The following is a 14366-nucleotide window of genomic DNA, read 5'->3' on the forward strand; positions in this document are numbered from 1 at the left end:
CCTGCATTAATAGTACCTGAAGGATTTGTTTTTAAGCCAATTGCATCAATTTTAGTTGCTTTAAAATCGGCAATTATTAAAAAAGAAGAAGCATTAGAGCCTTTAATATCTGTTAAAAAGAGTTTTAATGCTAATGTAAATTTGCTTTTAGTAAAAACACCATTTTATAATCCTGAAGATTTTAATGTAGATTCTGAATTGGATAATATAGTGGCTAACACAACAAAATCTGTAAACGCAACTACTTATCAAGGTGTATTAGAAAACTATAAAGAAACTAATCCAGACATGTTATGTGTTGTTAGACGTAAACGAGGTTTCTTTAAAAAATATTGGGAAAAAAATGTGATGCTTAAAAAAGATTTTCACGTTACCGAATTTCCAGTTTTAGTACTTAGTGGTCTAAAATAAATTTTATACTATTTTTAACAACAGTTTTTAAAGCTAATGGCATTTTATCCTTAAGCCAAGGATGTTTAGCACTAAAAACATGGTCTGTATCTTCAATAGATAACAACTCTGACTTATTATTCCAAAGATGAAGTGCTTCTGCTTCATTATACTTTACAGAAGGATCGTCTTTTGCATGTATTATTAAATATGGAATGTTTAACTTCTTAGTTGAAGCTTCAATATCCAGGCGTTTTTCATTTGTTTTAAAATCCTCATAAAACTGAAAATTATGAGGCATTTGTTGTTTCGTTCTTCCGTTTAAAACATATTTTACACCTCTTTTTCTCCATTGTTCTAAATCGCCAATAGTTGATGATCGTTTTGAGAAATCGCAAATACTAGCCCAAGTTATTAATTTTGTTATTCTAGAATCTTCTGATGCTTTAATAATAGAAATTCCGCCACCTCGAGAATGTCCAATTAAAGTAACGTTTTTAGGGTCTATTTCTGTATTAAATTCATTATTACTTGATAGAAAATGATTCAATATCGAATCTAAATCATCTAGTTCTTTAGTATAATTATTTTCAGCAAAAGCTTCTAAATCTGGAAAATCTATTGGATTTTCTGTTGTTCCTCCATTATGAGAGAAATTAAATTTGATAAAAAATAAGTCTGTATTCATAAAGGCTTCGGCTACCAAATTCCAACTTCCCCAATCTTTGAAGCCTTTATAGCCATGGCAAAAGATAACTAATGGTTTTGGTTTTTCTGTTTTGTTATAAAAAACATCAAAAACGATCGATTTTTGGTTCTTTCTATCTAAAATTTTATTTTTTTTAAACATTACATTTCTTTTTCAATTAAACCATAGCGGTAAGTATTTATATCTGTAAGATATCGTACCTGATTTACACATTTCTTATTGTTTAAGATATAAAGAATAGAAAATTAATTAGGTAGGTAATCCTCTTTAAAGAGAAAAAATAATAGCAAATAACAATGTTTAGTATTAATTACAATCTACAGCAAGTGATATAGTATCTAATGTTTTCCAAATATTATGATCAAACTCTTTAGGTGAAAACGTAAAAAGTACCGTATGTTTATTAGTTTTTGAGCAATAATTAACAATAGCTTTTATGTTTAGTTCTTGAATATCTTTGTTAAAAAAAGCATCAAAAATTTTTGCTTTCCCAATGTAAGTATTAGTAGTATTTGCATCTTTTACAAAAACAACATTAGCATCAGGAATATCACTTCCTTTACCAACTAAGTTCATTAAACCATTAAAATAAGCCTCAATATCGTCTTCAATGATATTTGCTGTAACTTTTGGATCTTCATCTAGATACCATAAAAAAGTATATGTCCAGAACTCATCACTATCTGGAGAGCTCCATCCTTCTGCAAATCTAACTTCTTCAATTCCTTTGTAATCTAATGATGGTGCAAACCTTATAGGAAAAGTTAATCGCTCACTACGCCAAGGTTCATCAATATCGAGTAATAAATCGGTAGTTTCTTGAGCATTAATAGACAAAGATGCTGAAAATGATAATAAAAAGAATAGAAATAAAAATCTCATAATAAATATTTACGCTAAGTGTTAAAGATCGGTATATAAATTGAGATCTCTCTACGATTTTTTATCAATATTCTAACACATAACAGTTCGATTGCTATTTGTCGTAAGTTCAAGAAAATCTTTACTATTAATTTTCTCTCCTAGTTTCTATTTATAGCAGTTGTTCTTTTAATTTTGTTTTAGAATCAATTGGTTATAGAACAAAGTAATAATCTAATTACAAAAATAGTTAAAAAAGAAAAATCGTAGCACAATTAAATTATATTCAACTAAACACTAATTTCTATAAAGTTAATTTCGGGATTACAAATCTCGATAATTAGTTTTTTTAGTTCTTCAAAATAACTATTTAAAGTTTCTTCTGTAATTAAAGTATTTTTATTTCCACCTCTAGATTGTTCTCGCTTTGTAAATTTTAAAAATCCAGCACTAAGGTTTTTAAATGAAATGACACCAGCTTCAATTGGAAATTGTAATGGCTTTTCTTTATTCATCATGTATGCATAAGCCAAAATTTGAAAACTTTTACTGTATTTTTTATAATCTGTAGTGAGGTCTTCCCAATCTACCAATGAGACTTCACTATCTAATACTTTTCCAGTTTTATAATCTATAATTCTGGTCATGCCATTATATTCATCTGCACGATCTACGGTTCCTTTTAGTTTTACGTTAAAGTTTAATTCTGGAATGTCTAGTGGTATTTCTGCCTTTTCCTCTAGTGCTATTATTTTAATACTATTCCCTTGTTTTAAATCTTCTATTTCAAGTTTTAAGAAGTTTTGGACGTAGCGTTTAGCAATTTCAAACACAATTAAGTTTTTACCTTTAGTCATATCACCATCTGCATATGCTTTTTTAAAATACTTTGAAATTTTAGAATCGATTTTAGGCTTCATTTTTTCAATATCAACCGTTTCTAAGTTTTTACCAATAAACGGTTTGTAAAGCGATTCTAAAGTATCATGAACTACTGTTCCCATTGTATTTGCAGCTACAGTTTCTTCAACATTTTCAAGATCTTTGATGCCAAGTAATTTCTGGTAGTAAAAATCTAATGGATTTCTAATATAACTTGTTAATGATGAAGGTGAAAAACCTTGCTGAGCAATAGATTTTAATTGTGTTATAACAGCTTCGGTTTTAACGATTTCCTTTAATTCTACATTAAAATTTGGAACTTGTGGTGTTACAATTTGATGTTTAATTGTATGAATACCTTCTAATTCTAACTGATTAATAAAACGACTTTTTTCACCACCAGTTAACACATCAGCTTCTGTGTTATAAAGTATATAGACGTTTTTTGCACGTTGTAGTAACCTGTAAAAGTGATAGGTGTAAACAGCATCTTTTTCTTTGTAGGTTGGTAATGCGTTTTCAATTTTAACATCGAAAGGAATAAAAGAATTATTTGTTTTTCCAGACGGAAGTACACCTTCATTAACACTTGATATTATTATAGTTTCAAAATCTAAAACACGAGATTCTAGCATTCCCATTACTTGTAAGCCTTCTAACGGTTCTCCTTGAAAATCTAAAGTTTCGCTTGTTAATAATTCTTTATAGATATTAAAAAGTGCAGAAATATCGTTTATATGGTTATAGCTAACATTTAATCTATAAAGCTCATTAAACAGCTTATTAAAGCGATACAAGTACTCAAGAGAGAAAAGGTTGTCTTCCTTTATAGTGGAAAGCTGTTCTTTTATTTTATTTATTATTTTGTAACAACTATCAATAGCATTATTTGCGTTGTTTTGCCAGTTATTAAATAATAATTCAAGTATTTCTTTATTGCCTTTTGTGTAAGATTTTATATCTGAAAGTGATAAATATACTAGATTATTTTTTTTTATGTTTTCAATTAGTAGTGTTGCATTATTTGCCTCTTCTGTGTTAAATAATGGCTTTATAAATTGATGTGATAATAGGTTAATAATATCTTTAAAGTAATACTTTTCTGAAGCTTTTATATGTATTGCAAATAATTGTTCAAAAAGTGAAGCTAAAGGAATCGAACTCAAGGGAAAACCCATTGTAATGTTGAGTTTTTTTATTGTAGAAGGTATAGAGTTTAAAACAGGAATTAGAAGGTTTTCATCACCAAGAATTACTGCAGTACTTTTTAAATTTTGGTTTTTAGTTTCTATTTTTTTTAGAATAGAACCTATTGTTTTTGCTTGTCCTATGTTTTTAGGCACTCCAAGTATTTCAATAATTTTAGGCTCAGAATAATGTGTTGTTATCCAATTGAATGGATTAGCTTCAAAGTATTTCCAATTAAGTTTATGCTGTCTGGTAAACAGTCCTGCATCATGAATAGGGTTTTCTATAAATACCTTATCAATGTCCCAATATATTTCTGCTAGATTATTTTTTAATAATTCTTGAATTATTGTTTCTTCAGCAGTATTTAAAGCATTAAATCCTAAAAAAACATGTTTTTGTTTATTTTTAGAGGCATAATTTTTAATGTTTTCTACAGCCTTTCTATAGATTAAGCCTTGGTAACCTGTTTTTTTGTCAATTAAAGCATCAGTATAATGATTATAGTAAAGTTTAAGTTTGTCCCAGAATTTAAGATAGTTTTTTACTACTTCTGTTTTGTCTTCTGTTAGAGACCAATGATCTAATTCTTTTATAGCACTTAGGTATCCAAAGATGCTTTTTTGAGGAATTAGATAACGGTCTATTTCGTTAAAGTCTTGCAGTAGTATTTGTGCCCATTTAGAAAAGGATTCAAATGGTTCTTGTTCTGCCTTAGGAGTTAAAACTAAATACGAATTATAAAACTCAAATAATAATTCTGTATTGGTTATAGATTTTAGTTCTGCTAATTCTTCAACAAATTCTTCTATACTAATAATATTAGGGGAGAATATGGTTTTATTAACAACTATAGATAACTCTTGTTTTAAAAAGACTCCAGCACGCTTACTAGGCAGAATAAAACTAAGGCTAGATATGTCATCACCTTTATCTTTAAGTTTTTGTAATACATCGAAAATGAAAGATTTCATGTGTCTATTTTTATTTTTTTAATGGTCACATGCTCTTTACTAATAGTCGTTTCATTAATTTATAAAGTTTTTACATGCTTGCTTTATAGTATAAAAATAAAAAACGCTTCGGTAAACCGAAGCGTTTTTATAAACTTATTTAAAATGTATTGAGAAACTTATTTTCTAAGTTTAACCTCAGTACGTCTATTGTTTTTTCTACCTGCAGCAGAAGCATTAGTATCGATTGGATAATCTTCACCAAATCCATAAGCAGTTAATCTTGCACTTGAAATTCCGTTTTCAACTAAGTACTCTCTTACTGCGTTAGCTCTTCTTTCAGATAAAGCTTGATTAGAAGACTTACTACCTTGACTATCTGTGTGACCTTCTAATGTGAAATTAGAATCAGGGTATTCTTTTAATATAGCTGTAATATTCTGTAAAACTTCAAAAGTTTGTTTCTTAAAAGAAGACTTAGCTGAATCAAATAAGATTGTTTTAGCATAAGCATTTAATCTATTTATAACTTCTTGAGAAGGTTGAACAACAGCAACAACTTCAGGACAACCATTGTTGGCAACTGTACCTACAACTTTAGGACATTTGTCAACGTTATCAGTTACACCATCACCATCAGTATCAGCCCAAGGACATCCATTATTTGCAGCAGGACCAGCTTCTTTAGGACATTTATCTTTAGCATCAGTTACGCCATCACCATCAGTATCAGGACAACCGTTCATAGATTTAAGACCTTTAACTGTAGGACAATCATCTTTACCATCTACAACACCATCACCATCAGTATCAGGACAACCGTTAAACTCAGTTAAACCAGCTACGTTAGGACAAGAATCTTTAGAATCTTCGATTCCATCACCATCAGTATCAGGGCAACCGTTAAAAGCTTCTAAACCTTGAACATCTGGACAAGCATCATTTTTATCAAATATACCATCACCATCAGTATCTTTTCCTCCAAATTTTACAGTAAGACCTGCAGAATGTTGGAAGTGTTTAGGTAAATAATCTTCAAAAGAGTGCTTATATTTAGATTCTACTGAAAAACCAATATTATCTGTAAACCAATATGTTAAACCTAAAGAACCATTTAAAGTTGCAGAACCAACATTATTGTTTCCTCCAACTCCGTTGTTGTTGAAAGGACCTTCTTCTATCCAAGAGTAACCACCACCAACACCTACTGTTGGATCAAGTCTCTTACTCTTAATTATTTCAGATAAATGGTATCTTACATTAGCATCAAGAGCAAAATAGTTTAAATCATTAACTCTAATGTCAACGTCAGGAGCATTAGCGCTTTCAAGTTGTCCATATTTAGTAATTCTGTTAATAGATCCTCCTACTTGTACAGAAAAATTATTCCCTACATATTTAGAAACATTTACTGTAGAAAGAGAGGGTAAAATACTCCAGTGATCTTCTACGTTAAAGAATTCATCGAAATAAGGTCCTTGAGGATCACCATCAAAATTGTCGCCTCCTACTGGGTAAACATCAATTGCGTTAATTCCAAAACCAACTGCCCAAGGGTTATCTTGGTCTTGTGCATTCACATTACTAAAACTTACTACAAGTACTAGAGTGAATAATAATCTGCTAAGATTTTTCATATTCAAAAATTTAATTTTTAAGTGTTAATTAAAAGCAAAAATAAGTTGTTAAACATTATTAACAAAGACAAATATATAAAAATATTGATTATTGTGCTAAAATGTTATTATTAATTGATGATTTCAAGTGTTTTTCCAACCTTAGTAAATGCTTCTATAGCCTTGTCTAAGTGGATTCTTTCATGAGCAGCAGATAATTGCACTCTAATGCGAGCTTTTTCTTTTGGTACTACTGGAAAAAAGAATCCAATAACATAAATTCCTTCTTTTAATAGCATATTTGCCATAGTTTGAGATAATTTAGCATCATATAACATTACAGGAACTATTGCAGAGTCACCATCTATAATGTCAAATCCAGCTGCTTTCAATCCCTTTTTAAAGTAATTTGTGTTACTTTCTAATTTATCTCTTAGTGATGTGTCGTTTTTTAGCATATCGAACACTTTTATAGAAGCGCCAACAATTGCAGGAGCCAAAGAGTTAGAAAACAAATAAGGTCTGGAGCGTTGACGTAAAATATCTATTACTTCTTTTTTAGCAGTTGTATAACCACCCATTGCTCCACCCATTGCTTTTCCTAAAGTACCTGTGATAATATCTACTCTTCCTAAAACACCTTTGTCTTCAAGAGTACCAATACCTGTTTTACCAATAAATCCAGTAGCATGACATTCGTCAATCATTACTAAAGCATCATATTTATCTGCTAAATCACATATTTTATCTAAAGGCGCAACTAATCCATCCATAGAGAACACACCATCTGTTACTATTATTTTATGTCTTGCTCCATTTTTATTAGCATCAATTAATTGTTGTTCTAAATCTGCCATATCGTTATTTTGGTAACGATACCTTGCTGCTTTACATAAACGTACACCATCTATTATGGATGCATGATTTAAAGAATCTGAGATAATAGCGTCTTCTTTACTTAGTAATGGTTCAAATACTCCACCATTAGCATCGAAAGCAGCCGCATATAATATGGTGTCTTCTGTACCGTAGAAATCGGCTATTTTTTGTTCTAATTCTTTATGTATGTCTTGAGTACCACAAATAAAACGTACAGAACTCATACCAAAACCATGACTATCCATTGCATCTTTAGCTGCTTGTATTACTTCTGGATGAGATGATAAGCCTAAGTAGTTGTTAGCACAAAAGTTTAAAACGGTCTCACCAGTATTTAAAGTAATTTCTGCTCCTTGTGGAGATGTTATTATACGCTCTTCCTTAAAAAGCCCATTGTCTTTAATGTCTTTTATCTCTTGTTGTAAGTGTTGTTGTATTTTACCGTACATGCTTATTTGTTGTTATTTTGTTGTGTAAATTTATAAAAACTATTAATTATAAGTCTTAACTGTTATGTCCTTATTAACGTATATAAGTAATTTTTTAATTACTTTAAAATCCATTTGTTCTAAAACATCTTGATAATCTTGAAGTTGATGTTGGTATTTAGGGTTATGTAATCCAGTTTTGTAATCTACAATCACCACTTCATTTTTATTATTTATTACTAATCGATCTGGTCTGTATATTTTTCCGGTTTTAGAAATAATATCACGTTCATTATATATGGTATTGTCTTTAGAGAATAAATGTTCTAAATCTTGGTGACCAATAATTTCTAGTATTGATGTTTTTAAGGCTTCTGCTTGATTTTTATCTATTATCCCAGAAGATTCAAAAATGTTAATAGCAAAATCTACATCGCTTTTAACTTTTATATGTTCCATAATATCATGCACTAAATTTCCTTTTTCTAGCGCATCCTCTTGTTTAGTGTCCCAAAGATAACCTGAGTTTGCAATTACCTTAATATTGTGGTCTTCTTTTGCTGTAGAAATAAATTCTTGTTGCTCAATCGTTTTTATATTATGGTCTTGTTTTTTAGACTCTGGTTTTTCTGGAGAGCCAAAACTATAAACTGTTTTAGTTTCGTCCCAATATTCAGTTTTTATTAAATAATCTATTAATAATCCTGAGTAAGATTTTAAATTAACTTCACCTTTTTTATTAATATCCTTTTTGCCTATTATATAGAGTTGTTCTACAGGTCTTGTTAACGCAACATATAAAAGGTTTAAACTATCGAGTTCTAATTCTGCTTGATGTCTTGAGTAAATAGCGTTTCCTTCTTCACCATAATTTTCGAAAGCACTACTATAATTTAATAAAGCGTAATTAAAACCATTATAATTTTCAGGATTTAAAGTAAACCATTCTTTAGGTTCAATGTCTTCATATATATTAATCTCTGCGTAAGGGAAAATAACAACCGGAAATTCTAAACCTTTAGATTTATGAATGGTCATTATTTGAATAGCATCCTGCTCTTGAGGAGAAATAATACTTAGTTTGTCTTTTTTAGTGTCAAAATACTCTAAAAACGCATTTAAATCTGAAATATTCTTTTGCGAATATTCTAGCACTGTATCTAAATAAAACTGAACATAAGCGTTAGAATGTTCTACTAATTTAAAGCTCCTCACAATAGTTTCAGCCAAATCAAATAAACTTAGTTGTGTTAATTGATTTGGATTTATATTAATTCCGAAAGCTTCAAAGCTTTTAAAAAAGTACTCTAACTCTAAAAAAACATGATTTTTAAAAAATTCATGCTTGTCTTTGATATTATGTTTTTCAGCTAAAAAATTAAGTATATTAACTTTGCATTCTGTATCGTTTGGGTTTGTTAAAACATTAAGCACATTATTAATAAGCTGTACTTGTGGCGCATTATTAATAAGCATGGTTTCATTAGAAGTAATTTTTAGGTTTTGGCTACTTAAAAATTGAGCAATTGCAACACCATGTTTTTTCTTTCTAACTAGAATACAAATGTCTTTTAAATCATAACCGTTTTTTTGACAGGTGATAATGGTGTCTAAAACGTGTTGCGTGTATACTTCATCTTTGTTATTATCTTCGTTTTCAAAATCTATAAAGTTAAGGTTTACATAACCTTGTTTGTTTTTTGTAGGTTTTTGCGAAGACTGTTCATAAAGTTTCTTATAATCTTCATTACTAAGTGTAATTGGATTAGAGGCATGCTTAAAAAAAGCATTGTTAAAATTTACTATAGTTTCTAAACTTCTAAAATTAGATTCTAAATTTTTAACGTCTTGTTCTATATAAAATGGTTTTGCGGTTTTATTAAACAGCTGCATAAACTGTTCTGCTTTTCCACCTCGCCATCTATAAATAGCCTGTTTTGCATCGCCTACAATCATGGCAGTACCTTTTTCTGCCTTTATGTTTTCTCCAGAGAGTGTATTATCAACCAACGGAATTAAATTTTCCCATTGCAATTGCGACGTGTCTTGAAACTCATCTATAAAATAATGTTTAAATTTTTCTCCCATACGCTCATAAATAAATGGCGTTGGTTGGTTTTTTATTTCCTTACTAATAATAGCGTTAAACTCGCTAATAAGCATTTTGTTTTCTTCAGTTTTTATTGCAACTAACTCTTTATTTATTACAGTTAAAACAGATAAAGGTGTCAGGTTTTTATAAATAGCAATTGGTAACAAATAGCGTTCTGGCAAAGTAGCAGATTTGTTAAACAAACCTTTTAGATCTTCAATAATGCTATCTATATTTTGTTTTGTTTCGGCTGTTGCTTTTCCTCCATAATATTTTTCAGCCTCGAGGTTTTGTGTTAATCTGCCTTCAAAATTTAAATCCTTTATTCTAAGGTTTTTCATTTTTAGAAAATGATTTGGCAAGTCTGAATAACTAAAATGGTTGTTAGGTATGTTATTTTCTTCAATAAGACCTAGTGCTTTTTTAGCAAGAGCCAAACATTCATTTTCAATATTTTTTATTGTCTCTTTTAAGTTTGTTTTTAAGTTTTTAAAATCGTCTGTTGTTTTATCGTTTAAAGAGTTTACAAAATCTAAATCACTTTCTTTGGTTAGTAATTTAGCAATGTTATTAAAATCTCTTGCAACGTCCCAACTTTTATCATCGTCTGCTTTTTCAATAGCAAAATCAACTAATATTTTTGTTAACTCTTTATTGGTTCCAGCTTTTGCTATTAAACGCTCTACAGCTTCGTTTAATAAAGATTCTGTATCTAATTCTACTTCAAAATTAATTGGCAAATGCAAATCGTGAGCAAAAGTTCTAATTAACCTGTGATTAAAACCATCGATAGTAGAAATATCGAACGCTGCATAATTATGCATAATGGTATTTAAGATGTCTTTAGCCTTTTTTTGAAGCGCTTCTGGCTCTAACTTTAAATCGTCAACAATGTTTGTAAACATTGGATGTGGATTGTTTAAATTTTCTACTTCAGAAAAATGTTTTAGCATTTCTAGAATTCGTGCTTTCATTTCACCAACAGCTTTATTGGTAAATGTTATTGCAAGAATATTTCTAAACTGATAATTACCTGACGACGAAAATAATATTTTAAGGTACTCTTTAACTAAAGTGAAGGTTTTACCACTGCCAGCTGATGCATTATAGACTTGAAATGAAGAGTTTGACAACATCAATATAAATTTGAGTACAAGATAAAAACAATTAGTGTGAAGATTGTTTAATTCTTAATTTTTTCAAAAGAAAATAGAAGCAATTAAAAACATGTTGTTAAAATATTATTAAAACAAAACACTTAATATGTCTTTAAATTTTTAATTGAAATGTTAAAGTACTAAATTTACAGTCACAGAATTATGAACCAAAAAACATAAAATTATGGCTTTCGAATTACCGAAATTAAAATATGCTTACGACGCTTTAGAACCAAATATCGACGCTCGTACTATGGAAATACACCATTCTAAACATCACAATGGATACACATCTAAATTAAATGCTGCAATAGAAGGAACAAATTTAGAAGGAAAATCTATTGAAAACATATTAGAAAATCTTGATATGGATAATAAAGGTGTTAGAAATAATGGTGGTGGTTTTTATAACCACTCTTTATTTTGGGAAGTAATGAACCCAGAAGATAAAGGAAGACTTTCTGGAGAATTAAAAGATGCTATCGAGGCAGCTTACAGTTCTGTAGATGCTTTTAAAGATGCATTTAGTAAAGCAGCAGCAACACAATTTGGTTCTGGTTGGGCTTGGTTATGTGTGCATAAAGGTGGAAAAGTAGAAGTATGTTCTACACCAAACCAAGATAATCCATTAATGCCAGGCGTAACTTGTGGAGGAACACCAATTTTAGGATTGGATGTTTGGGAACACGCTTACTATTTAAACTACCAAAACAGAAGGCCAGATTATATTAATGCTTTTTTTAATGTAATTAACTGGAACGAAGTTGAGAGACGTTATGCTTTAGCAAAATAAGCTAAACACATTTTTAATATTATAAAAGAGCTAGTTTTAACTAGCTCTTTTTTTGTTTAAAATTTATGTAGTTGAACGATTAATGAATATTAAACCTCATTTTTGGGCAAATAAAAAAGGTGAACTTTCGTTCACCTTTTTTGCCCCAAATCTACCATGAACTTAACCTACTTATGTTATGGTAAGCTCAAATATAAAGAAGAGTTTTTAATAAATTTGTTTTTTTAGACAAAGAGTAAATATATCTGCTAAAGTGCATTTGGTCGATATTGCCGAACAATTTGATTTTCAATCAGATAAAGTGATAGTTTAGCTTCTCAATTATAAAAATGAAATATTCGCCTATAAAAAAAGCTGAACGAGAGTTCAGCTTTTTTTGCCCCAAATCTACCATGAACTTAACCTACTTATGTTATGGTTCTTTGAAAGTATGTTAAATATATATGCATAGAAAATCTTTTGGATTAAAAGCACTAATACTAGTTAAAGTGAAATAAGTGGTTAAATATCAATTAATAGGCACGCTCTTTATTGCCTTCGAAAAAATTAATAAAAGCTTTGTTTACTACTCTATTTCCTCCAACAGTTGGGTAGTCTCCAGTAAAGTACCAATCTCCTAAGTTTTTAGGACAAGCTTTATGTAAATTTTCTACAGACTGGAATATGATTTGTACTTCAGCATTTACAGATTCATCACTTAAAAGTTGAGATATCTTTGCCGAAATTTCCTCAGTCGTAAACTGGTCGTAAATTTCATTTACAAAATTCTTTACATCTTTATCTGCTAAATTTATTTGCTCTTTACATTTTTTATAAACGTCTTCAACAATATGGTATTTGTTATTCTCTTTTAATAAAGCTAAAGCAGCATTAAAAGCAACAAGCGTTTCTAAATTTGCCATATCAATACCATAGCAATCTGGAAAACGTATTTGTGGAGCAGATGAAACGACTACTATTTTTTTAGGATGTAATCTGTCCATCATTTTAATAATACTCATCTTTAGAGTTGTACCACGAACAATACTATCGTCAATAATAACAAGATTATCTGTTGGTTTAATAACACCATAAGTTACATCGTAAACGTGTGCAACTAAATCGTTTCGGCTACTATCTTCGGTAATAAAAGTTCTTAGCTTAACATCTTTTATGGCTATTTTTTCAATACGAGGTCTTTCTTTTAAAATCTCAATTACATTTTCGGCAGATAGTTTTCCGCCTCCATCTAAAATGGCTTTGGTTTTTCTTTCGTTAAGGTATTCTTCAACTGTTTCAATCATGCCATAGAAAGACGTTTCTGCTGTATTTGGAATATATGAAAACACAGAATTCGCAGTATCATTTCCAATCGCTTTTAAAACCTCAGGCATTAATAAGCGACCAAGCATTTTACGTTCTTGATAGATTTCGGCATCACTACCACGTGAAAAGTAAACACGCTCAAAAGAGCACGCTTTGCGTTCCAAAGGTTCAAGTATTTGTTGGATGGCAACTTCACCAGATTTTTTGGTAATAATAGCATGACCAGGATCTAGTTCTTTTACATCATCAAACTCAACATTAAATACTGTTTGTATTACTGGGCGTTCAGAGGCAACAACAACAATTTCATCATCCTTATAATAATAAGCTGGGCGAATACCAGCAGGATCTCTTAAAACAAAAGAGTCTCCATGCCCTAACATTCCTGCCATTGCATAACCACCATCCCAATTTTTTGCTGCGCGTTTTAATATTTTTGCAACATTTAATCGCTCTGCAATTAATGGCGAACATTCATTTTTTTTATAACCTTCTTTTTTTAACTTCTTATAAATTTTACTAACAGCATCATCAAGAAAATGTCCTATTTTCTCCATAATGGTTATAGTATCTGTATATTCTTTTGGGTGCTGACCAAGTTCTAATAAATTTGCAAAGAGTTCTTTAACGTTAGTCATGTTAAAGTTACCTGCAAGAATTAGGTTTCTATGTTGCCAGTTGTTTTGACGTAAAAACGGATGCACACTTTCTACACTGTTTTTACCAAAAGTACCATAGCGAACGTGCCCTAAAAGTACTTCGCCTATGTATGGTATGTTTTGTTTTTGTAAAGCAACATTATCTGCATATTCTGGATGCGCTTCTAATTCGTTATTAATACGCTCATTAATTTGCGCAAAAATATCTTGAATAGGTTGTTGTGCAACAGAGCGCACTCTACTTATGTAGCGCTCTCCTGGTTTGGTGTCTAATTTAATACTTGCAAATCCAGCACCATCTTGTCCACGGTTGTGCTGCTTTTCCATTAGTAAATACATTTTGTTTACACCGTAAAAGGCGCTTCCATATTTTTCTTTGTAGAATTCTAATGGTTTTAAAAGTCTAATGTGTGCAATTCCGCACTCGTGTTTTAAAGCATCACTCATTGTTGTT

The 14366-nt window shown here is 30.1% G+C and carries 8 protein-coding genes and 1 pseudogene; 2 read left to right on the forward strand and 7 right to left on the reverse strand.

Annotated elements, in window-relative coordinates:
* A pseudogene (locus Q0C58_RS10205) lies at window positions 1-411 on the forward strand (universal stress protein); the annotation flags it as partial.
* Here Q0C58_RS10205 and Q0C58_RS10210 read toward each other — a convergent pair.
* The 6 genes from Q0C58_RS10210 to Q0C58_RS10235 all read right to left on the reverse strand — a co-directional run bounded on the left by Q0C58_RS10210 (window position 395) and on the right by Q0C58_RS10235 (window position 11134).
* Complete coding sequence (locus Q0C58_RS10210) at window positions 395-1240, reverse strand: alpha/beta hydrolase (RefSeq protein ID WP_290700948.1); 846 nt, start codon at window positions 1238-1240, stop codon at window positions 395-397. The pseudogene Q0C58_RS10205 and the gene Q0C58_RS10210 sit on opposite strands and share 17 nt — an antisense overlap.
* A gap of 165 nt (window positions 1241-1405) precedes the next feature.
* Window positions 1406-1981 (reverse strand): hypothetical protein, encoded by a 576-nt coding sequence (locus Q0C58_RS10215; protein ID WP_290700951.1) that lies wholly within the window; start codon window positions 1979-1981, stop codon window positions 1406-1408.
* A 269-nt stretch (window positions 1982-2250) separates the two neighbouring features.
* A complete protein-coding gene (locus tag Q0C58_RS10220) occupies window positions 2251-5004 on the reverse strand; it encodes a PD-(D/E)XK nuclease family protein (protein ID WP_290700954.1) in 2754 nt (917 codons plus the stop codon).
* Between the two features lie 158 nt (window positions 5005-5162).
* Window positions 5163-6620 (reverse strand): OmpA family protein, encoded by a 1458-nt coding sequence (locus Q0C58_RS10225; protein WP_290700957.1) that lies wholly within the window; start codon window positions 6618-6620, stop codon window positions 5163-5165.
* Between the two features lie 110 nt (window positions 6621-6730).
* Window positions 6731-7927, reverse strand: coding sequence for a glycine C-acetyltransferase (gene kbl / locus Q0C58_RS10230; RefSeq protein WP_290700960.1), 1197 nt, complete (start codon window positions 7925-7927; stop codon window positions 6731-6733).
* 42 nt (window positions 7928-7969) lie between these two features.
* Window positions 7970-11134 (reverse strand): exodeoxyribonuclease V subunit beta, encoded by a 3165-nt coding sequence (locus Q0C58_RS10235; protein WP_290700963.1) that lies wholly within the window; start codon window positions 11132-11134, stop codon window positions 7970-7972.
* 205 nt (window positions 11135-11339) lie between these two features.
* On the opposite strand from Q0C58_RS10235, the gene Q0C58_RS10240 reads away from it, so the two are divergent.
* Window positions 11340-11948 carry a superoxide dismutase gene (locus Q0C58_RS10240; protein ID WP_290700966.1) on the forward strand — a complete coding sequence of 203 codons (609 nt, stop codon included), beginning with the start codon at window positions 11340-11342 and terminating at the stop codon, window positions 11946-11948.
* A gap of 512 nt (window positions 11949-12460) precedes the next feature.
* Here Q0C58_RS10240 and Q0C58_RS10245 read toward each other — a convergent pair.
* Complete coding sequence (locus Q0C58_RS10245) at window positions 12461-14359, reverse strand: amidophosphoribosyltransferase (RefSeq protein ID WP_290700969.1); 1899 nt, start codon at window positions 14357-14359, stop codon at window positions 12461-12463.
* Between the last annotated feature and the right edge of the window lie 7 nt (window positions 14360-14366).

Source organism: Lacinutrix sp., from assembly GCF_023299985.1.
In the GTDB taxonomy this organism is placed as follows: Bacteria; Bacteroidota; Bacteroidia; order Flavobacteriales; family Flavobacteriaceae; genus Lacinutrix.

Bases quoted from the DNA above. Each gene is read 5' to 3' on its own strand.
- Q0C58_RS10225 (WP_290700957.1), bottom strand. From the start codon at position 6,620: ATGAAAAATCTTAGCAGATTATTATTCACTCTAGTACTTGTAGTAAGT.
- Q0C58_RS10215 (WP_290700951.1), bottom strand. From the start codon at position 1,981: ATGAGATTTTTATTTCTATTCTTTTTATTATCATTTTCAGCATCTTTG.
- Q0C58_RS10210 (WP_290700948.1), bottom strand. From the start codon at position 1,240: ATGTTTAAAAAAAATAAAATTTTAGATAGAAAGAACCAAAAATCGATC.
- Q0C58_RS10220 (WP_290700954.1), bottom strand. From the start codon at position 5,004: ATGAAATCTTTCATTTTCGATGTATTACAAAAACTTAAAGATAAAGGT.
- Q0C58_RS10240 (WP_290700966.1), top strand. From the start codon at position 11,340: ATGGCTTTCGAATTACCGAAATTAAAATATGCTTACGACGCTTTAGAA.
- Q0C58_RS10235 (WP_290700963.1), bottom strand. From the start codon at position 11,134: ATGTTGTCAAACTCTTCATTTCAAGTCTATAATGCATCAGCTGGCAGT.
- Q0C58_RS10245 (WP_290700969.1), bottom strand. From the start codon at position 14,359: ATGAGTGATGCTTTAAAACACGAGTGCGGAATTGCACACATTAGACTT.
- kbl (WP_290700960.1), bottom strand. From the start codon at position 7,927: ATGTACGGTAAAATACAACAACACTTACAACAAGAGATAAAAGACATT.